Origin of the sequence: Nostoc sp. C117, assembly GCF_043099735.1 — a bacterium.
Classification (GTDB): domain Bacteria; phylum Cyanobacteriota; class Cyanobacteriia; order Cyanobacteriales; family Nostocaceae; genus Nostoc.
Genome location: NZ_CP170991.1, coordinates 4381008 through 4407929, shown reverse-complemented (window position 1 = coordinate 4407929; position 26922 = coordinate 4381008). Strand labels below are relative to the sequence as shown.

Annotated in this window: 22 protein-coding genes; 14 read left to right on the top strand and 8 right to left on the bottom strand. The window is 40.4% G+C overall.

Annotated elements, in window-relative coordinates:
- Positions 1 to 70: 70 nt before the first annotated feature.
- The 3 genes from ACFG4S_RS19155 to ACFG4S_RS19145 all read right to left on the bottom strand — a co-directional run bounded on the left by ACFG4S_RS19155 (position 71) and on the right by ACFG4S_RS19145 (position 3048).
- Entirely contained in the window at positions 71 to 1615 is a 1545-nt protein-coding gene (locus ACFG4S_RS19155) for a hypothetical protein (protein ID WP_392530619.1), read from the bottom strand.
- Between the two features lie 129 nt (positions 1616 to 1744).
- Positions 1745 to 2347 carry a DUF3318 domain-containing protein gene (locus ACFG4S_RS19150; protein ID WP_392530618.1) on the bottom strand — a complete coding sequence of 201 codons (603 nt, stop codon included), beginning with the start codon at positions 2345 to 2347 and terminating at the stop codon, positions 1745 to 1747.
- A gap of 56 nt (positions 2348 to 2403) precedes the next feature.
- Positions 2404 to 3048, bottom strand: a complete 645-nt coding sequence (locus ACFG4S_RS19145) for a class I SAM-dependent methyltransferase (protein ID WP_392530617.1) — start codon at positions 3046 to 3048, stop codon at positions 2404 to 2406.
- Positions 3049 to 3313: 265 nt separating this feature from the next.
- Between ACFG4S_RS19145 and ACFG4S_RS19140 the strand changes: the two genes are divergently transcribed.
- From ACFG4S_RS19140 to ACFG4S_RS19120, 5 genes are all read left to right on the top strand, one after another.
- Positions 3314 to 4969, top strand: coding sequence for an ArnT family glycosyltransferase (locus tag ACFG4S_RS19140; RefSeq protein ID WP_392530616.1), 1656 nt, complete (start codon positions 3314 to 3316; stop codon positions 4967 to 4969).
- Between the two features lie 163 nt (positions 4970 to 5132).
- Positions 5133 to 5600: a MarR family winged helix-turn-helix transcriptional regulator gene (locus ACFG4S_RS19135; RefSeq protein WP_392530615.1), complete on the top strand. Its 468-nt coding sequence runs from the start codon at positions 5133 to 5135 to the stop codon at positions 5598 to 5600.
- Between the two features lie 199 nt (positions 5601 to 5799).
- Entirely contained in the window at positions 5800 to 7254 is a 1455-nt protein-coding gene (locus tag ACFG4S_RS19130; RefSeq protein ID WP_392530614.1) for an HlyD family secretion protein, read from the top strand.
- A 221-nt stretch (positions 7255 to 7475) separates the two neighbouring features.
- Positions 7476 to 9071 carry a DHA2 family efflux MFS transporter permease subunit gene (locus ACFG4S_RS19125; RefSeq protein ID WP_392530613.1) on the top strand — a complete coding sequence of 532 codons (1596 nt, stop codon included), beginning with the start codon at positions 7476 to 7478 and terminating at the stop codon, positions 9069 to 9071.
- A 48-nt stretch (positions 9072 to 9119) separates the two neighbouring features.
- Positions 9120 to 9701 (top strand): Uma2 family endonuclease, encoded by a 582-nt coding sequence (locus tag ACFG4S_RS19120; protein ID WP_392530612.1) that lies wholly within the window; start codon positions 9120 to 9122, stop codon positions 9699 to 9701.
- A 242-nt stretch (positions 9702 to 9943) separates the two neighbouring features.
- On the opposite strand, the gene ACFG4S_RS19115 is transcribed toward ACFG4S_RS19120, so the two are convergent.
- From ACFG4S_RS19115 to ACFG4S_RS19105, 3 genes are all read right to left on the bottom strand, one after another.
- Positions 9944 to 10273 (bottom strand): ribulose bisphosphate carboxylase small subunit, encoded by a 330-nt coding sequence (locus ACFG4S_RS19115; protein WP_069072884.1) that lies wholly within the window; start codon positions 10271 to 10273, stop codon positions 9944 to 9946.
- 45 nt (positions 10274 to 10318) lie between these two features.
- Entirely contained in the window at positions 10319 to 10726 is a 408-nt protein-coding gene (gene rcbX / locus ACFG4S_RS19110) for a RuBisCO chaperone RbcX (protein ID WP_392530611.1), read from the bottom strand.
- A gap of 159 nt (positions 10727 to 10885) precedes the next feature.
- Entirely contained in the window at positions 10886 to 12316 is a 1431-nt protein-coding gene (locus ACFG4S_RS19105; RefSeq protein WP_392530610.1) for a form I ribulose bisphosphate carboxylase large subunit, read from the bottom strand.
- 811 nt (positions 12317 to 13127) lie between these two features.
- Here ACFG4S_RS19105 and ACFG4S_RS19100 point away from each other — a divergent pair.
- The 3 genes from ACFG4S_RS19100 to ACFG4S_RS19090 all read left to right on the top strand — a co-directional run bounded on the left by ACFG4S_RS19100 (position 13128) and on the right by ACFG4S_RS19090 (position 16209).
- On the top strand, positions 13128 to 14237 hold the full coding sequence (locus tag ACFG4S_RS19100; protein WP_392530609.1) for a two-component regulator propeller domain-containing protein: 1110 nt from the start codon (positions 13128 to 13130) through the stop codon (positions 14235 to 14237).
- A gap of 132 nt (positions 14238 to 14369) precedes the next feature.
- Entirely contained in the window at positions 14370 to 15140 is a 771-nt protein-coding gene (panB, locus tag ACFG4S_RS19095; RefSeq protein ID WP_392530608.1) for a 3-methyl-2-oxobutanoate hydroxymethyltransferase, read from the top strand.
- Between the two features lie 889 nt (positions 15141 to 16029).
- Positions 16030 to 16209: a hypothetical protein gene (locus ACFG4S_RS19090; protein WP_392530607.1), complete on the top strand. Its 180-nt coding sequence runs from the start codon at positions 16030 to 16032 to the stop codon at positions 16207 to 16209.
- A gap of 125 nt (positions 16210 to 16334) precedes the next feature.
- Here the strand turns inward: ACFG4S_RS19090 and ACFG4S_RS19085 are convergent, their stop codons facing one another.
- Positions 16335 to 17627 (bottom strand): dicarboxylate/amino acid:cation symporter, encoded by a 1293-nt coding sequence (locus ACFG4S_RS19085; RefSeq protein WP_392530606.1) that lies wholly within the window; start codon positions 17625 to 17627, stop codon positions 16335 to 16337.
- A 180-nt stretch (positions 17628 to 17807) separates the two neighbouring features.
- Here ACFG4S_RS19085 and ACFG4S_RS19080 point away from each other — a divergent pair, with 180 nt between their 5' ends.
- The 6 genes from ACFG4S_RS19080 to ACFG4S_RS19055 all read left to right on the top strand — a co-directional run bounded on the left by ACFG4S_RS19080 (position 17808) and on the right by ACFG4S_RS19055 (position 25830).
- The gene (locus ACFG4S_RS19080) at positions 17808 to 20438 is read left to right on the top strand and encodes a DNA polymerase III subunit alpha (protein WP_392530605.1); all 2631 of its coding nucleotides are present in this window, start codon (positions 17808 to 17810) and stop codon (positions 20436 to 20438) included.
- A 163-nt stretch (positions 20439 to 20601) separates the two neighbouring features.
- Complete coding sequence (locus tag ACFG4S_RS19075) at positions 20602 to 21252, top strand: glycosyltransferase family 2 protein (protein ID WP_392530604.1); 651 nt, start codon at positions 20602 to 20604, stop codon at positions 21250 to 21252.
- A 133-nt stretch (positions 21253 to 21385) separates the two neighbouring features.
- A complete protein-coding gene (locus ACFG4S_RS19070; protein WP_392530603.1) occupies positions 21386 to 22528 on the top strand; it encodes a glycosyltransferase in 1143 nt (380 codons plus the stop codon).
- 195 nt (positions 22529 to 22723) lie between these two features.
- Complete coding sequence (locus ACFG4S_RS19065; protein WP_392530602.1) at positions 22724 to 24052, top strand: ABC transporter substrate-binding protein; 1329 nt, start codon at positions 22724 to 22726, stop codon at positions 24050 to 24052.
- The gene (locus ACFG4S_RS19060; protein ID WP_392530601.1) at positions 24049 to 24951 is read left to right on the top strand and encodes an LD-carboxypeptidase; all 903 of its coding nucleotides are present in this window, start codon (positions 24049 to 24051) and stop codon (positions 24949 to 24951) included. Before ACFG4S_RS19065 ends, ACFG4S_RS19060 begins: the two co-directional genes overlap by 4 nt.
- 75 nt (positions 24952 to 25026) lie before the next feature.
- Positions 25027 to 25830, top strand: a complete 804-nt coding sequence (locus ACFG4S_RS19055) for an FkbM family methyltransferase (protein WP_392530600.1) — start codon at positions 25027 to 25029, stop codon at positions 25828 to 25830.
- 335 nt (positions 25831 to 26165) lie between these two features.
- On the opposite strand, the gene ACFG4S_RS19050 is transcribed toward ACFG4S_RS19055, so the two are convergent.
- Positions 26166 to 26906, bottom strand: a complete 741-nt coding sequence (locus ACFG4S_RS19050; protein ID WP_392530599.1) for a hypothetical protein — start codon at positions 26904 to 26906, stop codon at positions 26166 to 26168.
- Between the last annotated feature and the right edge of the window lie 16 nt (positions 26907 to 26922).

The following is a 26922-nucleotide window of genomic DNA, read 5'->3' as shown; positions in this document are numbered from 1 at the left end:
ATGCACAAAGCCCTAGCTTAGCAGGTTTCCCAGGTCGGTAGACTGAGTAAAAGTACCGCAGCTATTATCCTTATGCTCGATCTACCCAATAAAGATAATATCGTTCACTATCCACCCAATCTCTCTGAAAATCTTTGATCGGAACAATTTTCAAATCATTCCGGTTAACATTCAATTTATTATTTAAAATCAGCAAAATTTTCTTTTGCAGAGCTTGATTTTTAAGTAGAGAATTAATTTGGCTCAATATCTCAGCTTGTTCGACATCTTTACGACCTGTTTTAAAAAGGGTAAAGCTTCCCATCTTTTGAAGCTCAGGATAGTAAAACTTTCGATTGAGATAACCCGATAAAGGAGCCATATTTGCATCTCGACTGGCAACAATAAACTCATTATCTAGCCCAGCTTTCTGAATATATTGAGATGTTTCTCTACTGGCAGAGAATGGGATAATTAAATCTCTGGAAAAACTATAAATACCTCCGAAAAACTGGACATAAAGAATTATCATCAAAGCTATATGATGCCATTTTTCTACAAATTTAATTGAATTTATATTAATAGAAAACTTATTAACTAAAACCTTAGAGTCTTCATAATAACTTCCCAGCCATAAAGCTGCTATAAAAATTAAATAGAAATGTCCAAAATGCCGAATCATACCTATAAATCTGAAGTATGTAAAGGCAAATATTACACAATTACCTATAAGGTATAAAAAGAAAGGAACTGGCTTTTTAGATAATTTAATTAAGGTTAAAACTATAATAAATAGAGCAACAATCGCACAAACAATTAAATCTAGCCACTTTTTATGTGCAGGAATAATTAATAAATAACTACCAAATATTCTACCTATGCTTCTTAATAAATGACGCATATCTAATTGCGTCACCCAACCGTTATTTAATCCACCATAAAGATAACTATCTGTTGGAGGGGTAATAATATAAATAGATAAAATAAAAGAAAATATAATAATTAAAATACTTAAAAATAAGTCGTATTTTTGGCTTTGGCTAAAATACTGCTGGCGATGTTCGCTATCAAAACAAAATTCAGCTAGCAAAGTTAATGATAAAGAAAATGATACTAATAACGCATGAGCGCTACTATTTGCTAGCAAACCTAATAAAACTGCCAAATAACCATAAGTTGTTTTTCTGGATGAAAAGATTGTACAGAATCCGAAAACAAACAACATACTAAACGCATAGTTTCGAGAAACTAAAAGATATTCGGAAAAAGGGAAAAAACCAAAGGAAAACAGAAATTTTTGTTGATAGTTAAAAGGACTATATAGGCAAAAAATAGTAACAGAAATAACAGTAATTACCCAATGAAAAATTTGCATAATAATAGGATTATCTACTATTTTTCTCATAACTGCTAGAGAAAAATACCAGAGAACAGGATGACCTTCATAATGAATATTTGCAATTAAATCATCCAAAGATTCACTATCTCTGACAATAAGCCAGGGATTTAGTTCATCTCTCCACATCGAATGGTTGAGAATACCGATTAAACCAAGGACAGAAAAAATTATAATAATAAACCAAGGAGAATAAAAAGGCGCTCTTGAAGTATATTTGATGATTTTTTTCTTTAGCACTGTTAGTTTATTAAGATAAAAAATATGATTCGATATATATTACAAGGTAAATAAAAGTTATTCATTCACCAAATATTTTCCTGACTCTTGAATTATTCAGAGCGATGTATTCTGAACTCTTCCCCGTGTCTACTTATAATTGTCTGGCATACCTACTGGTGACAACCCAGCGATCGCTCTTAAATTTTGGCAACGAATCAACTCGGTAAAATTTAAACTGGAACGCCCTTCAATTTTAGCTACCGCCTCAATTGCAGATAATAGGTGTTGCGCTGCTTCAACTTCTGAATAACCTCGCCGCTGTGCTATTTTAATTGCTGCTGTATCAGCATTTAACTCTGACTCTTGAGATTTGTTAGTGCGCCAGATACGAGTAAGGGCGATCGCACTTAATCCCCCTGCGACAACTACACCTACCACATCCGACTGTACTGCTTCCAATAATCCACCTAATAACCCCGCCAACACTACACCTTGATAAATATCAGGTTTAAACCACTTCACCCCGGTCAACCAGCTAACCATCTGCAACAGCAATAAGTCTCGTTGTGGCTTTGTCAAGCGACGCCACAAATCAAAATTAATATATATCGGTCGCCCCTGATTCCAGGGTTGGGGAAAGGAGGCGTCAATCACTTTTGCCTGCTCCGGTTTGCTAACAATTTTTGTCGTCATCCGACCAGAAGCAGGCATCACATCTAACAAGCGGCGAATCTCAACATTTGGCTCCATAATTTTAATTATTAGCCATTATGTGCATCGTAACTACTTCTGTAAAAGATTTTTAGTTAACTACGATAAGCCATAACAGCATAAAACGGATCTCCTCCAGGTGCGCCCAACCACTGTAAAAAATTCGGTAATATTGATTTATGAGTAATAACTTCAGGGGTGGTAAATCCTGGTACTGAAGCGAAATAGCTTTTGACTAATTCGACTCGATCTGATTCTGAAGCCTCTCGCCAAGCTTGAATCGCTTTTTGAAAGAACATCCGGTTAGAAAAGCTGATAATTGCTAGACCTCCAGGTTTCAGGATGCGGTGAATTTCCGAAAATACTGCTTCTGGATATTGCACATACTGCACAGATACGCAGTTGAGAACAGCATCAAAATCTTCATTTGGCAAGGGAAACTGCGGATTTTCGTTGAGATTTTGGACAAAGTAATGATTTAAGCGGGAATTACGTGCTAATTCTTCCTCATTAAGTCCATGTCCCTCGATATGGGAAAACTGCATCTCTTCTGGCAAATGAGAAACCCAACTGCTCATCATATCAAAGATGCGGGTGTCCGGTTTGAGGCGATCGCGATATAAATTCGTTAGCTGTTGAATAAATCCTTCATCGACATGGGTGACGAAGCGGGGATAGGCATAGAACAGCTTATCGTCTGTGTCGTCTAATTTTAGGCGTTGATTTGGTTTTAGCTGCATAAATTTCTGTTTTGGAGAAGTTTTTCCGAAAATGTTGTAATTTCAGGTATTTTTCAACAAGCATTATGTAACATATTTTAATAACAGCAAGACACTTAAAAATTCAAAATTCAAAACTCAAGAGACTTACTTAAGGGGATTTAGAGCCTGACTGTAGCAACATCCCTCAGAGTAACTGGAGCTACATGTTGACGTTGCAAATCTTAAACCCTTTAATTTACGATAAACGAGTCTAAATAGTAACATTCAATTCTTACAAATATCGATGTTCTATAAATTACACTTCTTGCAGGATATTTGGCGCAAAATTTGGGTAGTAGTATCATTACCACACTTTAGGTTGTTAATTTGGATACTACCTTTATTAATATTTACTTCTGGATACAATAGTCTGATAGCACATGATGAAGCGCTTTATGCCTCACGAGCGCGTTTGATGTTTGATTCTGGTAATTGGATAGCACCTTGGGAAAAGGCACATCATAAAACCCCTGGTCCTTATTGGTTAATTGCCAGTTTCTATAAACTATTTGGTGTGAATGATATTAGTGCGCGTCTTCCTAGCATGATTGCAGGTATTTTCAGCCTCTGGGTTGTATATGAAATCGGCAAAATTATCCTGGGGAAAAAACTAGCTTTGCTAGCTGGTGCAATTTTAAGTGTGGAGTTTCTCTGGCTGCAATCCTGTCGCCTAAGTACACCTGATATCCCAATGATTCTTTTGGTACTTTTAGCGATTTTGTCTTTTATTAAGGCAGAATTAAATCGGAAATATTACTATATTTGGAGTTTTATTGCAGGTTTCAGTTTAGCTTTAGGGTTCTTAGTCAGAAGCTTTATGATTTTTTTACCAATTATAGCTTTATTGCCTTATTTAATTTGGGGTCATCGCCGTCATCGTCATCTTGCTAACCCAATTTTATATTTAGGTTTTTTGGTCGGTTTAATTCCTAGTTTCGTTTGGTTATGGCTGAGTTTTTTACATTATGGAGATGGGAGTTTTGAGGAGTTGTTAAAGTTTGTCATACATCAAAGCACTGACGATCATTATCATACTACTCCGCTATTTTATGTTTGGAATATTGCCTTAAAAGCATTTCCTTGGGCTTTTTTGGGAATTTTAGGACTATTTTTGTGTTTTCGCCGTCTCCCTCGCTACCATTTGATATTATTTGGATTCCCATTAGTCTTATTTGTTGAAATTAGTATTTTTACGACTCGTTTCTCTCACTATAGTCTTTGTCTTTATCCCTTCGTCGCTTTGTTTGCATCTGTAGGTTTAAACTGGCTAGGCAAAATTTACGATCTGGGAATTCCATCACAATTTTCTTTTCAAAATGGGAAAAAAAATATATTAAACCTTTTTATCAAAGAGAATCTTCCCCGAAATCTTAGTTATGGCTTTGGTGGTTTAGGTGTTTTACTTATCATCGCCAGTCTTGTTGTTTTTGGCTGGGGTAGTTCTGATATCCGCGAGTATGCAACTATTGGCTTGGCGATGGGATTGGGTTGGTTAATCTTACCTGTGGTGTGGATTAGCCGTTATCACTTTGGGAAAAAGTTTCTCACCAGTCGTTACTGGATTCTCGGTTGGTTAATTCCCTGTTGGCTGGCTTTGGCCGCGATGGGGAGTATCGGTCTATTAAGTGACTATAACCCTGTTTTGAGGGTTTTTCTGCAACAAAATGCGATCGCTTCAATTCTCCGAACCAATCCAATATACTATGTACAAATCGACGATAAAATTCAAGTATTACTCGATTTCTATATTGCTACTCAAGACAAACCAGTAGCGTCTATTTCCGAAGTACCAGCTTTTGGCTATGCTTGGATTTATAAAGATCGAGCTTCTAAATTATCCAAACCTTACCGCATTATCGGTACTGTCAAAGAGTATCTGTTTATTCAAGTACTGCCCTAAGCTATACCAGTCATATTTGATTTGCTCTCTAGTGAGACGCTCAGATCCCCGACTTCTTCAAGAAGTCGGGGATCTTGTTGTAACTCATTTAGGATTACTATATTGTCAAAGTAGATTATTTTAGCTAATATAAATATATTACGTATGCTAAGCATTTTATCAGATGGTTTCTACATATAATCAATCTTCAGCTTTAGAGTCGTGGCAGCAAAATCTTGCACCATACAATTTGGGCTACAGAATTAAATTACTCTCACAACTACTTGGACGCAGGTTTACTGACAGACTAGAACCATTTGGATTGACGCCATTTCACTGGTTGGTGTTGTGCTGTCTTTGGCAAGAAGATGGTTTACCGACTTCTTGTATTGGGGACAAACTCAAACAAGTGGGTGGTACTTTAACGGGGGTACTCGATCGCATGGAAGAACGCGGCTTGGTGCGTCGAGAACGCGATACTCACGATCGCCGCATTTGGCGAATCTGGCTAACGGATGCGGGTAGAGAACTGGAAACGGTTTTACCTCCAATCGCCGCAGCCGTTCGTGATGAAGCAATGAGTGGTATTCCCTTTGCAGAGAGAGAAGTGTTTTCCCAAATATTGAATAAGGCGATCGCTAACCTCTCCTAATTGAAGATGCCACAATCACCCGACCGGAGGAAGCAGTATTAAGATTTGTCTTGAGATAATATTACGCATACTAAGAAAAAGCAATTTTGTTTATCAGGAAATACTACGTATTCTCATAAAGGTCATTTTTATTAGGAAATACTACGCATTCTAAATAAACGACTATCAATCAAATCATTGAATAAGGGAATTAACAATCATGGGCGCTAATACTTTGAACGGACGCAAGGAACAAAAAACCCCAGTTTTAGAACCAGAACTGATTACTGATTCAGAGACTTTAGAAGCTGTTACTACAAAGACAACAGAAGCACCTGTTATAACTCCTGAGGAAAAAGAAGTTCCGCCGAAGCGTAAAAAACCGAATGCTTTGATTTTGGCAGGATTGGGCGTGGGTGCTATCGTTGCTGGTACTTTTGGTTATCACTACTGGCAATATACCTCCACTCACCAGGAAACTGATAACGCCACCGTTGCGGGAAACATTCACCAAATTAGTAGCCGGATTCCAGGAACTGTCAGTGAAGTGTTGGTGAATGATAACCAACTGGTGCAACCAGGACAGTTGTTGGTGAAATTAGATCCACGGGACTATGAAAGTAAAGTAAAACAAGCACAAGCCGCACTAGAAAATGCCCGTGGTCAGGCGCAAGCAGCCCAAGCAAATATTTCCTTAACTTCACAAACCACCAGTGGTAAGACAACTCAGGCGCAAGGCGATGTCAGCGGTGCAGTAGCAGCAATTTCCACAGCCCAAGCAGCAGTTAAAGAAGCCCAAGCCGGCATACCAGCAGCCCAAGCGGAAGTTCAGTTAGCCCAAGCAGGGATTCCCGCAGCCCAAGCCCAGGTAGCCCAAGCAAATGCCAACTTGGAAAAAGCCCAAACAGATTACAATCGTTACAACGAATTGTATAAAACAGGGGCGATCGCTCGTCAGCAGTTAGATACAGCCAAAGCCGCTTATGATGTGGCTACAGCCCAGAAAAACGCTGCTGTTCAGGGAGTAGAACAAGCCCAAGCTAAATTAGCCTCTGCCAAAGTTGGGGTCGCTAAAGCCCAATCTCAATTAGCACAAGCCCAAGAAAATGTCACTAGCGCCCAAGCTAAATTGGCTGCATCCAAAGGAGGCTTGCAACAAGCAACAGCCGGTGGTCAAGATACCACAGTCAAACGCAGTCAATACGAAGCAGCAAAAGCCGCGATCGCCCAATCAGAAGCATCGCTCAAAGACGCACAATTGCAGCTATCCTACGTCAATGTAACCGCCCCCAGTGCTGGACGAATAGGTAGGAAAAACGTGGAAGTTGGTAACCGAGTTGCAACGGGAACACCGCTAATGGCGATCGTGGATAACCAGTATTGGGTAGTTGCAAACTTCAAAGAAACCCAATTAGAAAAGATGCGCCCAGGAGAACCAGTAGAAATCAAGCTAGATGCTTTTCCTCATCATGCCTTTATTGGTCGTGTTGACAGCATTTCCCCAGCTTCAGGCGCTCAGTTTGCCTTATTGCCACCAGATAACGCTACAGGCAACTTTACCAAAATCGTACAGCGCATTCCCGTAAAAGTAGTTTTCGACCAAAAGAGTATCCAAGGATACGAATCGCGGATTACACCTGGGATGTCTGCGGAAGTTGCTGTGGAAGTTAAGTAGGTAATTGGTCATTGATGGCGAAACAATTAAGCTGATCCCATCCCTAAAAGGGGACGGGATTTCAAGTTGACAGTCATCAGTCAACACTCAACAGTTAATACCGACGCCGCGGCTATCCTTCCCATACCTTTGATGAATAACAAATGATAAAAAAGCCCAAGAGAGCTATAAGATTTAATCATGATTTTTTTGCTACTTAACCTTGAAACTGAAACAACACTATGGCTAATACAGGTGTAATTCGTCAGCAAGGCTCAAATCCTCCTATCCCGCCAGATCGTGTACCGCTAAGAACTTGGATTGGTGTATTAGCCAGTATGCTTGGTGCATTTATGGCGGTATTAGATATTCAAATAACTAATGCTTCGCTGCAAGATATTCAAGCAAGCTTAGGAGCAACTCTAGAAGAAGGTTCTTGGATTTCCACTGCCTATCTTGTAGCAGAAATTGTCGTTATTCCTCTAACCGGATGGTTATCAAGAGTATTTTCACTACGACGTTATTTGTTAGTGAATACTGCACTATTTATTTTGTTTTCTATATGCTGTGCTTGGTCGTGGGATCTCAATTCCATGATTTTATTTCGTGCCTTACAAGGTTTTAGTGGCGGAGTATTAATTCCCACCGCTATGACAATTGTGCTAACGAGTTTACCGCCATCCAAGCAATCAATCGGGTTGGCGGCATTTGGTTTTAGTGCAGTTTTTGCCCCATCAATTGGCCCGACATTAGGAGGTTGGTTAACCGAAAATTTTGGTTGGGAATACAACTTTTATATAAATTTAATCCCAGGGGCATTAATGCTCGCTGGGGTTTGGTACGGAATTAAGCAAGAAAATCCCCAAATTAGTTTACTAAAACAAGGTGATTGGTGGGGAATTATTGCAATGGCGATCGGATTAGGTTCCCTACAAGTTGTTTTAGAAGAAGGTAGCCGTAAAGATTGGTTTAGTTCAGCGCTGATTGTGCGCTTAAGTGCGATCGCGGTAATTTTTTTGGCGATATTTTTCTTTATAGAATTAACTCGTAAACAACCATTTATTAATTTGCGGCTTTTATTTAGGCGTAACTTTGGTTTAGCCAGTATTGTAAATGTGTCCCTAGGAGTAGGATTATATGGTTCAATTTATATTTTACCGTTGTATCTTGCCCAAATTCAAAAATATAATGCGCTGCAAATTGGTGAAGTATTAATTTGGGCTGGTATTCCCCAACTATTTATTATTCCCCTCATACCCAAATTAATCCAACGTATTGATGTACGGTTAATGGTAGCTGTTGGCGTGACTTTGTTTTCTATTAGTGCATTTATGAACTCTGGAATGACTAACGAAACTGGATTAGATCAGTTACGTTGGTCGCAATTTGTCCGTGCAATGGGACAACCTCTAATTATGGTGCCGCTGACTTCGATCGCCACTGCTGGATTAAGTCCCAAAGAAGCAGGTTCAGCAAGTGGTTTATTTAATATGATGAGGAATATGGGCGGTTCTATCGGAATTGCTTCTTTAGCAACTTTGTTAACTAACAGAGAACAATTTCACTCGAATAGATTGGGCGATGGAGTTTCTTTATATAACCCAGAAACTCAACAGCGAATTGAACAAATGACACAGTATTTTATCAGTCGCGGAGCAGATTTAAGTACAGCACAAAATCAGGCGATCGCATCCATATCTAATCTCGTCCGCCGGGAAGCATTTGTAATGGCTTTTAACGATTGTTTCTACTTTATTGGCATTGCATTGTTACTTAGTGGCATTGCCGTTTTATTCTTCAAAAAGGTGAAGCCAACTGCTGGGACTGTGGCTCATTGAATTTGTTCTATGGGTTAAAATGTTTGATAAAACTACTAAAGTCCTAAAATGGTCATTAGCCAAAGTGAGTACTACATCTCCCCAGAAGAATATCTAGAAGGCGAAAAATTTAGTGAAATTAAACATGAGTATATTGATGGGCAAGTCTACGCAATGTCAGGAGCGAGTGATGCTCATGTCACAGTTAGTCTGAATGTATCACTGCTACTGCGAAATCATCTCCGGGGTAGTGATTGCCGTGTTTATATGGCAGACATGAAAGCACAAATTGATGTGATAAATCGCTATTTTTATCCTGATGTGATGGTGACTTGTGATACACAAGATAAAGAATTTGAATATTTTAAGTCTCATCCTTGCTTAATTATTGAAGTGCTTTCTGAGTCAACAGAAGGCTATGACAGAGGCAAGAAATTTGCCAGCTACCGACACTTAGAATCACTACAAGAATATGTGCTAATTTCACCGCAGCAAACGACTGTGGAATGCTTCCGCCGCAATGAGGAAGGACATTGGGTACTTTATCCCTATGGAAAAGAGGAAGAAGTTTATTTAGCTAGCGTTGATTTTCGTTGTGCGATCGCCCAAATATATGAAGATGTATTATTAATAGATGAGAATATTTCCTAATCCAATATTTCTGGATCAATTCCTAAATCTTTGATTTGTTCAGTAAAGAGCGATTTCCGACGGGCTACGCTACGCAATTTCTCTAGACATTCTCTCCTGCGTTTGTAGCTCATTTACACCACGTTCATCACACTTAGGAGTAAATTTTGTCATGCATCCCAGACCCTGCTTAGTAAATAGGAGAGGCAGATAACTCTACCTCTCCTGTTTGTCATCAACAAATTACTTCAAGCCGAACAACTTTAGTATCTGTTGGGTTTGTGAACAAGAAAGCTGAGAACTTGGCACTGCTTGATGTTGTCAAAACCCACAACCCGAATATAGCTGTTGTTGAATTGAGAACGGCATCCTTGAACTTCGCTCAATACTTCTTGAGTAGATTTAGCACCGAACAAAGGCAACTTCCACATTGTCCAATATAATTCTGTTGGCTCAGAAGTTTCGTTGAACTCGATCGCTGGAATATAACCTTGATTCAAAATGTACTGGACTTGCTTGGCAATTTGAGCGTCAGAGAGAGGGGGGAGATAAGAAAGGGTTTCGTAACGGCGCTCTTTTGGTAAAGTTTGCATAGCTTTTGATAATTGGTTGTGATTTTTACTACTAAGTTGACCGAACTAATTGGATAAGTTATCCAAATTCGGATCTGAAGTTGCTTGCTGTTCTGGTTGCAGACTGGGGTTAGATGTGTCTATTCGTGTGATGCGTTCTAGATGCTGGCGTCGCTGTTCCATATTGGCTTGCTGAATGCCAGTGCGAACCATTTCCGGTAAAAATTCGGCAATTTCTTCGGCAATGTGTTCTCTGACAGTCATGATTCGCAAAGCCAAATCTGGTTTTTCTCGCAACAGTTGTTCAATATACGATTCACCATTCTGAATTTTGCCAGCAGAAAAATTATGCAGCCAAAGTTCTAAAGGAGGATTCGTTTCGCCTAGCTGTGCCAATACTGTCCTTAGAGCCTGATAAGTCAGATAGCTTTGGAGAGTTTTGGCTGTGTCCTTCGCAATTTGCTTCAGATTCATGCTTGACCCCAGCCCTAAAGAGTTATGAGTTATGAGTTATTGAGTTATGAATTAATCGAAATCCTAACTCTTGTACAGACGCGATTCATCGCGTCTCTACTTCTAACTCTTGTACAGACGCGATTCATCGCGTCTCTACTTCTAACTCCTAGCTTTCGATCAGACGGTATCCATTGCTTCAAACTCGAACTTGATTTCTTTCCACAGTTCGCAAGCAACAGCTAGTTCAGGAGACCACTTGGCAGCTTCGCGGATGATATCGTTACCTTCACGAGCCAAGTTACGGCCTTCGTTACGAGCTTGAACAACGGCTTCCAAGGCGACGCGGTTAGCGGTTGCACCAGGAGCGTTACCCCAGGGGTGACCCAGAGTACCACCACCGAATTGTAGTACTGAGTCATCACCAAAGATTTCTACCAGCGCGGGCATGTGCCATACGTGGATACCACCAGAAGCAACTGCCATTACACCAGGTAGAGAAGCCCAGTCTTGGGTAAAGTAAATACCACGAGACTTGTCTTGCTCAATGTAGTTTTCACGCAATAGGTCAACGAAGCCCATTGTGATGCCGCGCTCACCTTCCAACTTACCAACTACGGTGCCGGTGTGGATGTGGTCGCCACCAGACAAACGTAAGGCTTTAGCCAATACACGGAAGTGAATACCGTGGTTCTTTTGACGGTCAATTACAGCGTGCATAGCACGGTGAATGTGTAGCAAGATACCGTTGTCGCGACACCAACGAGCCAATGTGGTGTTAGCGGTGAAACCTGCGGTGAGGTAGTCATGCATGATGATGGGCATTTTGAGTTCTTTTGCGTACTCAGCCCGTTTCAGCATTTCTTCGCAGGTAGGAGCGGTAACGTTTAGGTAGTGACCTTTGATTTCACCGGTTTCAGCTTGGGCTTTGCCGATCGCTTCAGCTACGAACAAAAAGCGATCGCGCCATCTTTGGAACGGTGCCGAGTTGATGTTTTCGTCGTCTTTGGTGAAGTCCAAACCACCGCGTAAGCACTCGTATACAGCGCGTCCGTAGTTCTTAGCGGAAAGACCCAACTTGGGCTTAATTGTACAACCCAGCAAAGGACGACCGTATTTGTTTAACTTGTCGCGCTCAACTTGGATACCGTGAGGAGGTCCTTGGAAAGTCTTGATATAAGCTACTGGAAAGCGGATATCTTCTAGACGCAGTGCGCGCAGAGCTTTGAAACCAAACACGTTACCGACGATTGAGGTCAAAACGTTGGTTACAGAGCCTTCTTCAAACAAGTCCAAAGGATAGGCAACGTAGCAAATGTACTGGTTGTCTTCACCAGGAACTGGTTCGATATCATAGCAACGACCTTTGTAGCGATCGAGGTCGGTGAGCAAATCTGTCCACACAGTTGTCCAGGTACCTGTGGAAGATTCAGCCGCAACAGCCGCACCTGCTTCTTCGGGAGGAACACCAGGCTGGGGTGTCATGCGGAACGCAGCTAGAAGATCGGTATCTTTTGGTGTGTAATCGGGTGTGTAATAAGTTAGTCTGTAATCTTTAACCCCGGCTTGATACCCAGATTTGCTCTGAGTCTTCGTTTGAGCGTAAGACATATTTTAATCCTTCCCTGAAGTCACTCTTTTATTTATCAAATCACGTTTTGTGCAACTTCCCCTCACCTCCTTTTGCCCCTTGAACTGAGGGAAAGATCGGGAAAATTTTTTGTTAAGGGTTGCCTTTGGCAGAGGTTAGCAGTTTTTTTGCGGCGGACACTTTGGTAGCGGTGGTAGCCCTCCTCACCAGTGTTCTCCCTTCCTAGGGATACACGACCTAGCGCTTCTACTGTCCCCTCTTCCTACGAATCAAAATTCTTTTTTACCTCTTCTTCGTACCCAACTAAACCTTCTCAATTTCACCAAAACTTCCGCATTTTGCGGGTAGCATTTAGATAATTCCACCATAAACCGGGGTATTTAGGGGATTGGCCTAGCTGGCACACATTCCCGCCTTTACACTCCTTATATCTTTCCGTTGATGGAAAAGATACCAGAAAAGAATTTACTTGACACAGATTTAGCAGAGTGTTGACCAAAAGATAAAAAATTGCACACCACGTAATTTGTAACTTGTTTCACAATATATCAAGAATTCGATAAGTTATTCTTTGAAAGTTTTTAACTTATCTATTTAATTTTGTTATTACATAAAGATTTAAACATTTTGTTACAAACGCTTTACAAAGTGTCATCAATGGTGATTGGGGACTGGGTATTGGGTATTGAAAGTGTGGGGAGATGGGGTGGTGGGGTGAAATTCTCTTTTCATCTCCCCATTCTCCAGCTCCCAGTCCCCAGCCCCTAATGTTTAAAAAATCCCAGCTAGGGGAACACTGAAGTTAACCAAAAGCTAGTTGAGGTAACGGCTATGGGTACTGTCTCCAAAGGAAATGTCACCGTGGTATTGTTTTGCAAGCGTACTAGTTTATTAATTAGTTCTTTTATATTGCTGGGGTCGATCGCTCTACCGAGTATAGGATGGGCACAAAAAACCCCTGACATTAATTCATCTGATTTAACCCCCGCTTACCCATCTTCAGCACCGCCACCGCGAGTAGATCCTTTACCCGATGAGCGAGGAGTGGAAGAAAATTCGCCACAAACGGATTATCGTGTCGCTAACTTACTGCAAGATGTGACAGGTAATCTTTGGGTAGGTTCTTGGCGGGGACTATCGCGCATTGATCCGAAAACGGGTAAGATTGTCTCTCGTGTTAGCTTACCGAATGTTGCCATTGGGGCTTTAGCCCAAGACAAAGTAGGGCGGTTGTGGGTAGGAAGTTATGGGGGACTGATGCGAGTAGATCCCCGAACTAGCGAAATTACCGCGCAGAATTTATTTTTGCCTTCTAAACGGATTTTGTCACTGTTAGTTGACAAACGAGGTTATTTGTGGGCTGGAACTGACAATGGCTTAGCCCTAATTAGTCCCGACCAAGGCTTGATTATGACAACATTAAAAAATCTGCCTGGTGTCAGTGCTAATACCTTGACTTTAGATGCTGAAGGTCATCTGTGGGTTGGCACCCTTGATGGATTGGTACGGGTCAATACTGCCAGTGCTGGAATTATGAAGCGAATCGCCGATTTACCAGGAACCACCGTACAAGCCTTAGCTATCAGTCCAGAAGGGTTGATTTGGGCGGGAATGCCGAATAATTTGTTAGTTATTAACCCAAAAACTGGTGCAGTATTGCGGTCTGTGACTCGGTTGCGTGGGCGTGACGTGACAGCAGTACATTTTGCTAAAGATGGTAGTGTCTGGGTGGGCACTAACAATGGTTTGTTACGATTAAATCCAAATACAGGAGCTGTGTTAGACGCAGAAGTTGCTGGACTTCCTTCTAGTCGGATTCTTGCCCTTGCACCTGACATTGGCAATAAATTATGGATTGGCACTAGTGAAGGTCTAGCTTGGTTAATGCCGAAAATGAGCAGTGCAAAACCCCATCTTGCTTTCAGTCGCGCCGTGAAGTAACAAGTTAGGAGTTAAGAGTTAAGAGTTATGAATTAAATTAAACTCTCAATTATTGACTCCTAACTCCTATATTTATTCCTAACTCCTAACTCAGCACTCACTACTCAGCACTCACTACTCAGCACTCAAAAAATGGCAATCACTACCCAGCAATTAATTCAATGGAAACAACAGGGACGTTCAATTGTGGCGTTGACGGCCTGGGATTATGCGATCGCTCAACTCCTCGACGCAGCTGGTGTAGACTTAATCCTCGTGGGTGATTCTATGGCAGTAGTTCTTGGGTATCAAACAACACTGCCAATAACTTTAGATGAAATTATATATCACGCTAAAGCTGTGCGCCGTGGGGTTAAACGGGCTTTAGTAGTTGTAGATTTACCATTTCTGACGTATCAAGAAAGTCTTCAACAAGCGATGCATTCTGCTGGACGGGTACTGAAGGAAACGGGCGCTCAGGCGGTAAAGTTAGAAGGCGGCTATCCAGCGATCGCTGAAACTGTAGCTCGTTTAGTAGAAGCCGGAATTCCGGTTATGGGTCATGTGGGTTTAACACCCCAATCAGTACATCAACTTGGTTTGCGACAACAAGGAAAGACGCAAGAGGCGAGTGAGAGGATCTTACTTGAAGCGATCGCTCTCGAACAAGCGGGTGTATTTTCTCTAGTCTTAGAGCATATACCCGCAGATTTGGCAATGCAGATTACACAAAAACTTACAATTCCCACAATTGGTATCGGTGCGGGAACTCACTGTGATGGTCAGGTTTTAGTTACCTCAGATGTTCTCGGTCTTGCAGAGAAGAATCCACCATTTGCCAAAGTTTACACAAATTTACGGGAGACGATTACTAAAGCCGTGCAAGATTATGCCCTAGAAGTGCGAGAACGGAAGTTTCCCTAAGCAATTCGGATGAAAAACTCCATCCACAAGGGCATGGGGCATGGGGAAGAAGTTAGGGACTTCCAACTAAAAAATATCCCATCGTTTCGGTGAGCAGGGGAAGCATACTTCGACTCCCTTCTCTAGGAGAGGCTGCGCCAACGACTACGCTACCTCGGCTACTTCGGCTTTGCGGTAGTTGAATCTCGACTTCTCCTAACGGAGACGCTACACGAACGCTCGATTTCCGCGTAGTCGAAACTCAGTACAAGTCCGCTCGGCACAAGTCAGGGCAAGTCGCTCAGTAACCGGGGGACGCTGGCGTTGCAGAGAAGGAACAATCTAACGATCGTCTTCTCTGGCAAAATTGAATAATTTAATTTCTGGAAGTCCCTTACCAATCCCCCATCCGACGGGGCAACTATCCCTCTCCAACCATAAGAGGATGGAATTTCCCGTCACTTTCGATGATTTTAGAGCAATTTACGACAATCTGAAAATCCTCCTAAAAAAGGAGGATTTAAACTTTTTGATATATCAGTTACAAATTTTCAAAAATCTTCTAAGCTCGACTTTTTCCCAAGTTAAGAAGTTAGTTATTTTGATACGCTAAAAACCCTAGCTGTTTGGCAGAAACTTTTTCCATATCACTGATTGGCAATGAAATGTAAAAAGTAAAGCTCTTGTCCTACAAAGGTTTCAGCGTCAACTCGAGCGTTGCCAAAAAATGGATAAAGTTGAGCTAAGTATTAAAGCGGAAACAACATAATTCACTTGCCGAATTTCCGCAATTGCAACCAGGACAATTGCAAAAACACGGTGTAGTCTTTAACTAGAAAAAGAGTATGACTCAGTTACTAGACAAAATGTCAACTATTTCCACTAAACGTTTATAATATTTGTCGTTCTTATGGCTCCAAAACACACCAAAATTCAATTTCCCCTTTGGCAGTATCTCAACCAACCCTTATTTAGCCGCGACGCTAAATTAGTATTAAATCCCCATCACTTTGCATTGATGTGGCGTCTTCAACTTTTAGAGCGTTGCTGGACTAAAGAATGTGATGCTAAGGGACCCCAACAGCATTAGCTAGTTAAAAAGGTGCTGCACTTAACCAAAGCTGGCAAATTAAGCTATGCCACATTTAATTTGCCTACTTATGCAGCTAAATTCGTTACTAGCACTGAGTTTAATTTTTTTGACTTTTGACTTGCTTAAGCCTCGTCCAGAGTACGGGGCTTTTTGCCGTCCAATAAAGTACTAACAGTCATGTCTCCCATAACATTAATTGCAGTGCGGCAACGATCCAAAAACCAGTCTACAGTTACTAGCAAAGCGATGTATTGAGTAGGTAAACCTACAGAAGTAAACACCAGTGTCATTGTGACTAGTCCAGCATTGGGAATATTCGCCGCCCCCACAGATGCGAAAATCGAGGTGAGGATGACAATTAACTGCTGTGGCAAACTCAGATGTTGCCCAATCAGTTGAGAAATATACAACGCAGACATTGCTTCATAGAGGGCAGTACCATCATTATTGAAATTTGCCCCGACTAATGCCCCTAACGCGGCAGAAGATTCCCTTAAACCGACTTTTGTCTGCAAAACCTCAAAGGTTACGGGCATGGCAGCCGCAGAAGAAGAAGTAGAGAAAGCTGTCAAAAAGGCATCAGAACCGCCAGCTAAAAATTTTAAGGGGTCAACCCAAGAACCTAATTTGACTCTGGTGAGGTAGTAACACGCTTGTAATGCTAGTGCTAGCAGCACCGCTATGATGAATGCACCCAAAGACTTAAAGGGTGTAAAGCCCTGCATAGCGACAGTTTTAGCAACAATCCCAAAGACTGCCAAAGGCACTAAGGCGATTACCCAATTGAGGATGCGGACTACCGCTTCAAATAAAATCCCGATGACATCCTCAATGGGCTGGTATCCGTGCTTTCCTTGGGCAATTTGTTCCGATTTTAATGCCCGCAGGACGATGCCAAAACTCAAGGCAATCACAATTAGTTGGATAACATTATTATCAACTAAGGGCTTGAGGACAGCTTCCGGTACAGCATCTTTGAGCAGTCCCCAAGGGTCAATACTTTGAGCAGTTATTTGTGTAGTTGTTGAAGTGACTACGTTGCCCCAAGTTCCTGGACGCAAAACGTTTGCAACCAAAAGTCCCACCAAGATAGCTACGGTAGTGTTGGTTAAAAGTAACACTGCTAGCCGCCGTCCGGCTGTACCAGGGATATTTGTAGTCATCAAGGTATGCAACACCGCTACCAAAATTAGGGGCGTAGCTAAGGCACGGAGAGCCTTTAATACTAATTCAGCAGGAATTGCTAAATTGTTAATAAGAGTGGCGTTGGTTGGACTAGGATTTCCCGCACCAAGGGCAATTCCCACGCTGACGGCCGCTACTAAGGCGATAAGAATTTGTAACGTCAGAGGGATACGCTGCCACCAAGGGCTAGCTTTGGTTTCAGGTGAAGTAGTAGTCTCTGTATGACTCATTGGCTAGATGCTGATTAACGGCTGTAACTATTAAAACAACACTTGTGACAGTGATAAATCCGGAAAACAGTAGCTTTATTTTGGGTAAAAACTGCTAATCTAAGATTCCGTTGCTTTGCAAAATCCGGCTCGAAAGGGTAAGCCCCTAGAGATATTTTTGGCTTGTGCTTGGAGATGCATATGTCCTTTGTCCCTTTACATATTCACAGTGACTATAGTTTGCTCGATGGAGCAAGTCAGCTACCAGAGTTGGTGGATCGAGCGATCGCTCTGGGAATGAAAGCGATCGCCCTTACGGATCATGGTGTCATGTATGGGGCGGTTGAATTGATCAAAATTTGCCGTAGTCAAAATATTAAGCCGATTATTGGCAATGAAATGTATGTAATTAACGGTGATATTGAAAAACAAGAACGCCGTCCGAAATATCATCAAGTTGTTTTAGCTAAAAATACTAAAGGTTACAAAAATTTAGTTAAATTAACCACAATTTCTCACCTCAAAGGTGTTCAAGGCAAAGGAATTTTTTCTCGTCCTTGTATTAATAAAGATTTACTCAAAGAATATCGTGAAGGTTTGATAGTGACTAGCGCTTGTTTAGGTGGAGAAGTTCCCCAAGCGATTCTCAGTGGTAGACCAGATGCAGCGCGGAAAGTTGCTCAGTGGTATAAAGATGTATTTGGTGATGATTATTATTTAGAAATTCAAGACCACGGCTCCCAAGAAGACCGGATTGTGAATGTTGAAACAGTTAAAATTGCGCGGGAATTAGGGATTAAATTTATTGCTACCAATGACTCGCATTTTATTTCGTGTTTTGACGTGGAAGCACACGACGCTTTGCTATGTATTCAAACTGGCAAATTAATTATTGAAGACAAGCGGATGCGTTATAGCGGCACTGAATATCTCAAATCTGGTGAAGAGATGAAGCAGCTATTTCGCGACCATTTGTTGGATGATGTGATTGAAGAGGCGATCGCCACCACTGAAGAAGTTGCCGATAAAGTCGAGCCTTACCATATTATGGGTGAGCCTCAAATTCCTACTCCGCCAATCCCCTCCGGTCATACTGCTGACACTTACGCCGAAGATGTTGCATGGAACGGATTATTAGAACGCTTAAGTCGCAAGTCTCGCAATGAAGTCGATTCCGTCTACAAAGAAAGATTGGAATACGAACTGAAAATGATTCAGCAGATGGGATTTTCCAAATACTTTTTAGTTGTATGGGACTACATCAAATTTGCTAGAGATAATAATATTCCTGTAGGTCCTGGGCGCGGTTCGGCAGCTGGTTCATTAGTTGCCTATGCAATGCGAATTACCAATATTGATCCCGTACATCATGGGTTACTATTTGAGCGCTTCTTGAACCCAGAACGCAAATCCATGCCTGATATTGATACGGATTTCTGTATTGAACAGCGAGATAAAGTGATTGATTATGTAACAGAGAAATATGGTACAGATCGAGTTGCTCAAATTATTACCTTTAACCGCCTAACTTCTAAAGCAGTTTTAAAAGATGTCGCCAGAGTATTAAATATTCCCTACGGGGAAGCTGACAAAATGGCGAAATTAATTCCTGTGGTGCGGGGTAAACCAACTAAACTCAAGGTGATGATTTCCGATCAAACTCCAGAACCAGAGTTTAAAGAGAAATATGATAAAGAACCACATGTTCGCCACTGGCTTGATATGGCGATGCGAATTGAAGGAACTAATAAAACTTTTGGTGTCCATGCAGCCGGTGTGGTAATTTCTGCCGATCCACTTGATGAAATTGTACCGTTACAGAAGAATAATGACGGTTCTGTAATTACCCAGTACTTCATGGAAGACCTGGAATCATTAGGTTTGTTGAAAATGGATTTTTTGGGTTTGCGGAATTTGACGCTAATTCAAAAAACTGTGGATTTGATTCAAGAAACCAGAGGATATCGCGTCGATCCTGATGAAATTCCCCGCCAAGAAAGAAAAGCCCAGAGGATATTAGCTAAAGGTGAACATAGCAGTTTACCTAAAGATGTCCAAAAAACTTATGAACTATTAGAAGCAGGTGAGTTAGAAGGAATATTTCAATTAGAATCTTCGGGAATGCGTCAAATAGTACGAGATTTGAAGCCTTCTAACATAGAAGATATTTCTTCAATTTTAGCACTTTATCGACCAGGACCATTAGATGCAGGACTGATTCCAAAATTTATTAACCGCAAACACGGGCGAGAAATAATTGATTATCAACACAGTATTTTAGAACCAATCCTAGACGAAACTTATGGAATTATGGTCTATCAAGAGCAAATCATGAAAATTGCTCAGGATATGGCTGGATATTCTCTAGGACAAGCTGACTTGCTACGTCGGGCGATGGGGAAAAAGAAAGTTTCGGAGATGCAAAAGCAGCGGGAAAAATTCGTAGATGGGTCGGCAAAAAATGGTGTTAAAAAACAAGTAGCTGAAGAATTATTCGAGCAAATGTTGAAGTTTGCTGAATATTGTTTGAGTTATGATACAGAAATATTGACAGTAGAATATGGATTTTTGCCCATTGGCAAAATTGTCGAAAAAGGCATTGAATGTAGTGTGTATAGCGTTGATAATTATGGGAATATTTACACTCAACCTGTAGCACAGTGGCACGATCGCGGACAACAAGAGGTCTTTGAATATTGCTTAGAAGATGGTTCAGTGATTCAGGCAACAAAAGACCATAAATTTATGACTGTTGATGGTCAAATGTTGCCCATTGATGAAATCTTTGAACGCGAATTAGATTTAATGCAAGTTCATGCTTTGCCGAATTAAAAACTACTGGGCGATCGCTTGGGTAATTTGAGCATTCCCATTGCCTATAATTTTGGTATATTGAATATCAGCAAATCATAAAATAGCTTCATCACCGAATAATGAAGCTATGTTTATAGTTGGAAAAACATCTACTTAGTGCTAAAGGTTACAACATTCTATTATGAGTCCCATAATCTTTGATATCATTCCGGAAATATCAATTATCCTTTGCACTTATAACAGAGCAAAATATCTCAATGAATGTATTAATAGTGTTATTAATCAAACTTTCAAGTATTGGGAACTGATTATAGTTGATGATGGGAGCCAAGACAATACTTTTGAAATTATTAATCCTTATATTGAAGAATTTAACAATATCCGTTATTTGAAACACCGAAATAAGAAGCAGTGTTATGCTAAAAACGCTGGAATTCAGGCTTCTTTTGGCAGATATATCACATTTATAGACAGCGACGATACATACAAACCAAATCATTTGGAGTCGCGTGTTGAATACATGAAAGCTCATCCAGAAATTGACTTGATTGAAGGTGGATTCACAATCGAAGAAGAGATTTGGCTAGCAGATTATTATAATCCTGGTCAAAAAATTAATCTCCGAGAATGTGTTTTGGGACCAACATTTTTTGGTAAAAGACATGTATTTTTTGAGTTACAAGGATTTAAACATTTTCTTTATGGAGAAGATACAGATTTTTGGGCACGGGCAGAAAAAATCGTCCGAACTCAAAAAATAACCCAACCAGAAACCTATATTTATACAAGAGGAGAAACGAGCGTTACTAAGACTTTTTCAGAATTGAACTAAAGTGATAGGTTATATTGAATTATTGCATCCTCTCAAACTTTAAATTTCCTTTAAATAACATAGCAAAATTCATTTTCTCCACTACTCTAAAATTTTCATTCTACCTTTAACCATGCATATTTGTCACATTATTATGAATAATATTGGGGGAGCGGCAAGAACTGCTGATTCCCTAATATCCTCTCAAGTAAAAGCTGGCTATAAAGTTTCTACTGTGGTGCTGACATATTTAGATTTATCATGGACGGTAGACTTTAAAGCTGGCGAAGAAGTAATTATTATGAAAGTTTCTGGCTCTAAATTTAATATCGGTGGACCAATACATCAAATATTAATAGCCAAACAACTCAGTCAAGTTATTACTAACCAGAAACCCGATCTGATTATTTGTCATACTGCATTTGTTACCAAACTTTATTATCTTTCTAAATTATTCATTGGAAGTATATCTATTCCATACATCAGCTATATTCACAGTGATTACATTTCTGAATCAATGGCTAAAGTCAAAGCAGACTCCATCAAAGCAGTGATTCACAATTTATCTATTAGTATTGATAGTTGGATCAATTTGACGGCCATTAAGCAAGCTAGTGGACTAGCTTTTGTTTGCAAGACTCTTTCTGAAAGATTTTTACATCTGGGATTGAATCATCCTCGAATAGCAATATGTTACAATCCGGTAATAGCCGATCAAAATAATCCCTCTCTCAACTCTACAGCTAAGTCTTGGTTGAGCAATTCTCAGTTAATTACCTTTGTATCTGCGGCTAGATTTCATTATCCAAAAGACCATAAAACTTTACTTCAGGCATTTGCTAAAGCTAGTGAAACTTACTCAAATATCCGGCTGATTTTGCTAGGAGACGGTGATTTAGAAACAGATATACAAGCTTTAGCAAATTCTTTAAACCTTCGTGACATTGTTCTGTTTGCAGGATCTGTCCCCAATCCTAGAGCTTACTTTTCATTGTCTAGAGCAGTTATACTTGCTTCTACTTTTGAAGGATTTGGCATGGTGATTGTAGAAGCGGTAGCCAGTGGGGTAACTTTTATTGCAAGTGATTGTCCAGTTGGTCCTCGTGAGATTTCTGAAGTACTCAAATGTGGAACTTTAGTACCACCAAGTGATGTAAACGCATTAGCAGCAGCAATTATTGAACATGTGAAAACTCCTCCGGAAAAAATTGATCGCTCTGAACAAATTGAAAGACTTTTTAGCGAATCTAGCTGTGCAGAAAATCTAGAACTTTTGATCCAGCAAATTATTTGTTAATGAGTATGATTAATTAGTAACATTGTTTTTAAGCTGTTACGCATAAAACTAGTACATTTATCTGATCGCGGTTAACCGTTGACTGATGACTGGCAACCGTCAACCGTCAACGATTATAAAAATTCTTTATCTAATTTAGACGCATATCAGCTGATTTTGTGCTAGCTAGCCTATATTTTTAGCTAAATGGTTGGTATGAATATTAGTTTTTTAACATCCCAAATCAGAAAAGTTTCTCATTATTGGCTCAATTATCGTTGGCAAGTTTCATTTATAATACTTTTTTTTAGTTTGTGTCTAACATTTTTATCTGGTTGTCAAGGAATAAGACAAAAAAATGACGGGGTAATTCATCTGACGCTATGGCAATCGCTTAATCCTCCAGTACATAGAGAGATTTTTCAAAAGCTAGTAGATAGATTTAATCAGACTCATTCTGATATTCAGGTGGAATCTATCTTTCAGCCCGATCCTCAATTACCAAAAATATTAACATCTGTTGTTGGTAATGTTCCTCCAGATATCCTGTCACTCCAACCAGAATATACAGGTCAATTTGTAGAACTAGGAGCAATTCGACCTTTAGAAGAATGGTTAGAAAAATTGCCACTCAAATCAGATATTAGACCTAATCTTCTAGAAGCAATGCAGCTAAATGGTCACACTTGGTCAGTGCCAATGCACACTAGTAATATTGGGCTTTTCTATCGTCCTAAACTTTTTGAAGTTGCGGGAATCACAGAATTACCCAAGACTTGGGAAGAATTGAGGCAAGTGGCGAAAAAATTGACTATAGACCGTAATGGCGATCGCCGCCCGGAACAGTATGGTATGTTACTGCCTTTAGGCAAAGGAGGATGGACTGTCTTTAGTTGGCTTCCCTTTTTATTTGGTGCTGAGGGAGAGATTGTTACCAATAATCGCCCAAATTTAATGAATCCTGGAGCGATCGCTGCCTTAAAATTTTGGCAAGACATGATCGAAGATGGTTCAGTTATGCTTTCTGCTCCAGAACGAGGTTATGAAGAAGACGCTTTTCTTGCTGGTCGTGTTGCTATGCAGATTACAGGTCCTTGGACATTAATCATGAAATCTGAGGTCGATCATCAAGTATTGCCCATACCAGCAGGTGTCAGGCCTGCTACCGTCACAGGTACTGGAAATTTATATGTGATGAAAACCACACCAGCAAGAGAACACGCAGCACTCAAATTTTTAGAGTATATTTTGAGTGAAGAATTCCAAACAGAATGGAGTATCAAAACAGGTTTTTTACCAGTTACTTTGACATCAGCTAAAAGCAAAGCTTATCAACAATTTATCAATCAAAGACCAGTGTTAAAAGTGTTTTTCGATCAAATGCCTGTAGCATATACAGAACCGGGTATTCCTGGATATAGTCGTCTTGCTGACAGTCTTGGTCGAGCGATTGAGGCGACATTGCTCGGTGAGTCTGCTGAAACAGCACTTAAAAAAGCCCAAGCAAACCTTGATTCAATTTGGGATTCCCTACAACCTAGATGAAATCGAAAATCCTGCCAGCACCCTTAAAACCTGGAGACTTACTTCGAGTCATTGCTCCTAGTGGTGCTTTACGAGAATTTGAGGCTTTTGAACGAAGTATAGAAATTTGGCGATCGCGTGGCTATCAAATTGAAATCAGTCCCAAGATAGATGCTCAATGGGGATATTTAGCAGGAAATGATGAAAACCGCCGCAACCAGCTAGCAGCAGCATGGCAAGACCCGGATTGTCGCGGTATCCTCTGCGCCAGAGGTGGTTTCGGTAGCACCCGCATTTTAGAAAATTGGCATTGGCAACAAAATTCAGAACTTCCCAAGTGGTTAATTGGCTTTTCTGACATTACCGCCCTGTTGTGGAGCCTTTATAATGTAGGCATTTCCAGCGTTCATGGCGCTGTGCTGACAACTCTCGTCGATGAGCCAGATTGGTCAATCGAGCGATTGTTTGATTGGCTGGAAGGTCGTCCCCTCAAACCTCTCAAAGGTTGTGCTGGGGGTGGTGGGATTGCTAGTGGGATTTTGTTACCAGGAAACTTGACAGTAGCAACTCATCTTTTAAGTACACCAATCCAACCAAATTTTGATAATGTGATTTTGGCACTGGAGGATGTAACAGAAGCACCCTACCGCATCGATAGAATGCTTACACAGTGGCGTTTAAGTGGTGCTTTGGCAAAAGTTCAGGGCATTGCTTTAGGTGGTTTTACTCGGTGTGAAGCTCCGCCAAACGTGCCTAGCTTTAGCGTTGAAGAAGTTCTGCGCGATCGCTTAGGTGATTTAGGGATTCCTATTGTTTCTGATTTGCCTTTTGGTCACAATAGCCCGAATGCGGCTTTACCAGTGGGTGTAGAAGCAACTTTAGATGGAGATGCAGGGACATTGGCGATCGATAATAGATAAATTTAACACCATAGCAATGTTTAAAACTTGCTTGGAAAAAGTTGGCAAACAGAGAATTAAAAAACGAAGGAATTCATGGACAAAAATTTAATAATTGATGTCGGTGTTCACACAGGTCAAGATACAGAGTTTTACTTAAAAAAAGGCTTTCGAGTTATTGGTATAGAAGCCGATCCTCAGATTTACGAATCAGCGAAAAATCGCCTAAATTACTACATTGATAATGGTCAGCTTACCCTCCTAAATATTGCTGTATCAACCAAAGATGAGCCAGTCACCTTTTATGCTAATTCAGACAGAACTTTTTGGGGTACAACCTCACTATATCAGGTTAATAAGACTAAACTTAGCTTTGGTACGCCTTTCGTTGAAATAACTGTAGAAGGATGCCGATTTGAAAAAATCTTGGAACAGTTTGGCATTCCCTACTATCTCAAAGTTGATATTGAAGGTACTGAAATATTGTGTGTAAATGCATTAAGACAGTTTGACGAAAAACCACAATTTATCTCTATCGAATCAACAAAAACTTCTTGGGATACTTGGCTGAATGAACTAGCGGTCTTTAAAGAACTTGGTTATCAGAAATTCAAAGCCATCAATCAAGCAGAAGTACCGAAACAAGTCTGTCCCTCACCAGCACGAGAAGGTCAGTATATTCCATATCAATTTGAATATGGTGCTAGCGGACTTTTTGGAGAAGAAACACCAGGTAACTGGCTTTCTGAGAGTGAAATCATCAAGGTCTACAAAGGGATTTTTTGGAACTATAAAACACTTGGAATAAATGGAATTATTTCCAGATTACCTGGGGGAAAGTTGTTGCTAGATAAGCTCAACATCAAGGAACCCTGGTATGATATCCATACTAGTTTATAGCAATCTGCTTTGAATTTTGAACTTCCTTGCGAGGTAGAGAGTGAGAAATAGGTAATATTTATTTCTTCTCTTTCTCTCTTGTCTCTATGTTCTCTGTGGCTAGTTAAAAAATCACTTTGACAAAAAATACTAGTCTTAGCCCAAGCTGTCGCAAATATAAAGCAATACGGTTCATTTAAACATTTATTTCTTCTCTTTGCGTCCTTTTCTGACGATACGCTGCGCGAATGCCTCCTTTGCAGTTCGTTAAAAAAATTACTTTGACAAAGGATTTTAGCCTTAACTGAACCGCATTTAGATATAAAGATAGAGTATAAGAATTCTGATAACAAAAATCATCGAGAAATTTCACTTTGGCGGGGTGAATTTCTTTTCAAAGTACATAAGCCAATTGCTGGTATAGCTCCCAGAATGATTGCTGTAAATCCTTGTCCACCCCAATATAATATAAAATTACGGCTTGCTTCTGGAATAAGATTTTGCCCAATAAAAAGGAACCAAACCAAAATAGTAATTAAAAAGAAAGAAATTGAAGGTACAAAATTCCACCACCAAGCGCTTGCTGTATATCGCCTCAGTACCAGCCATTGGCAAATTCCCAGCCAAATACCAGAAATAATATAAGCGATCGCTGACAGAAATCCTAAAATAAAAGTTTGTTCGGGAGATAAAGCTTCATTTAACGATAAGGCAATGGATGAAATCGAGTTAATCCAAGCTGTAGAAACACCGTTGGCAATTAGCCACCCGGCGCTAGTAGCAAATATCCACTGCCAACCTGATAAATATCGGTAAACGACGAGGGCTTGATCCGCAGCAAAAATTACCGCAAACAAAACGTTGCTAAGACATCTAGCCAAAATGCTCCATGTTTGCGGTTCTAGTGAAGGGTTTTGGAGAATAATTTTCTCTAAAGCGATGCTGGCAACGCCGCCTACAACCCATCCGATCAGAGTCATTAAGGTAAACTGAAAAAAGAACTTCTGTCGCTGCGATCGCGGAATTAAAAACTTTCCTCGATTAGGCTCGTTATTATTAGATGCAGTACTATCAGGACTGTTAGAGTCAGTTTGCATAAGAAGTTAGGGGAGT

Coding starts and splice junctions, on each gene's coding strand:
- ACFG4S_RS19145 (WP_392530617.1), bottom strand. CDS start 3,048: ATGCAGCTAAAACCAAATCAACGCCTAAAATTAGACGACACAGACGAT.
- ACFG4S_RS19050 (WP_392530599.1), bottom strand. CDS start 26,906: ATGCAAACTGACTCTAACAGTCCTGATAGTACTGCATCTAATAATAAC.
- ACFG4S_RS19085 (WP_392530606.1), bottom strand. CDS start 17,627: ATGAGTCATACAGAGACTACTACTTCACCTGAAACCAAAGCTAGCCCT.
- rcbX (WP_392530611.1), bottom strand. CDS start 10,726: ATGAATCTGAAGCAAATTGCGAAGGACACAGCCAAAACTCTCCAAAGC.
- ACFG4S_RS19125 (WP_392530613.1), top strand. CDS start 7,476: ATGGCTAATACAGGTGTAATTCGTCAGCAAGGCTCAAATCCTCCTATC.
- ACFG4S_RS19135 (WP_392530615.1), top strand. CDS start 5,133: ATGGTTTCTACATATAATCAATCTTCAGCTTTAGAGTCGTGGCAGCAA.
- ACFG4S_RS19140 (WP_392530616.1), top strand. CDS start 3,314: ATGTTCTATAAATTACACTTCTTGCAGGATATTTGGCGCAAAATTTGG.
- ACFG4S_RS19090 (WP_392530607.1), top strand. CDS start 16,030: ATGGCTCCAAAACACACCAAAATTCAATTTCCCCTTTGGCAGTATCTC.
- ACFG4S_RS19055 (WP_392530600.1), top strand. CDS start 25,027: ATGGACAAAAATTTAATAATTGATGTCGGTGTTCACACAGGTCAAGAT.
- ACFG4S_RS19105 (WP_392530610.1), bottom strand. CDS start 12,316: ATGTCTTACGCTCAAACGAAGACTCAGAGCAAATCTGGGTATCAAGCC.
- ACFG4S_RS19075 (WP_392530604.1), top strand. CDS start 20,602: ATGAGTCCCATAATCTTTGATATCATTCCGGAAATATCAATTATCCTT.
- ACFG4S_RS19115 (WP_069072884.1), bottom strand. CDS start 10,273: ATGCAAACTTTACCAAAAGAGCGCCGTTACGAAACCCTTTCTTATCTC.
- ACFG4S_RS19100 (WP_392530609.1), top strand. CDS start 13,128: ATGGGTACTGTCTCCAAAGGAAATGTCACCGTGGTATTGTTTTGCAAG.
- ACFG4S_RS19070 (WP_392530603.1), top strand. CDS start 21,386: ATGAATAATATTGGGGGAGCGGCAAGAACTGCTGATTCCCTAATATCC.
- ACFG4S_RS19080 (WP_392530605.1), top strand. CDS start 17,808: ATGTCCTTTGTCCCTTTACATATTCACAGTGACTATAGTTTGCTCGAT.
- ACFG4S_RS19060 (WP_392530601.1), top strand. CDS start 24,049: ATGAAATCGAAAATCCTGCCAGCACCCTTAAAACCTGGAGACTTACTT.
- ACFG4S_RS19120 (WP_392530612.1), top strand. CDS start 9,120: ATGGTCATTAGCCAAAGTGAGTACTACATCTCCCCAGAAGAATATCTA.
- ACFG4S_RS19150 (WP_392530618.1), bottom strand. CDS start 2,347: ATGGAGCCAAATGTTGAGATTCGCCGCTTGTTAGATGTGATGCCTGCT.
- panB (WP_392530608.1), top strand. CDS start 14,370: ATGGCAATCACTACCCAGCAATTAATTCAATGGAAACAACAGGGACGT.
- ACFG4S_RS19130 (WP_392530614.1), top strand. CDS start 5,800: ATGGGCGCTAATACTTTGAACGGACGCAAGGAACAAAAAACCCCAGTT.
- ACFG4S_RS19065 (WP_392530602.1), top strand. CDS start 22,724: ATGAATATTAGTTTTTTAACATCCCAAATCAGAAAAGTTTCTCATTAT.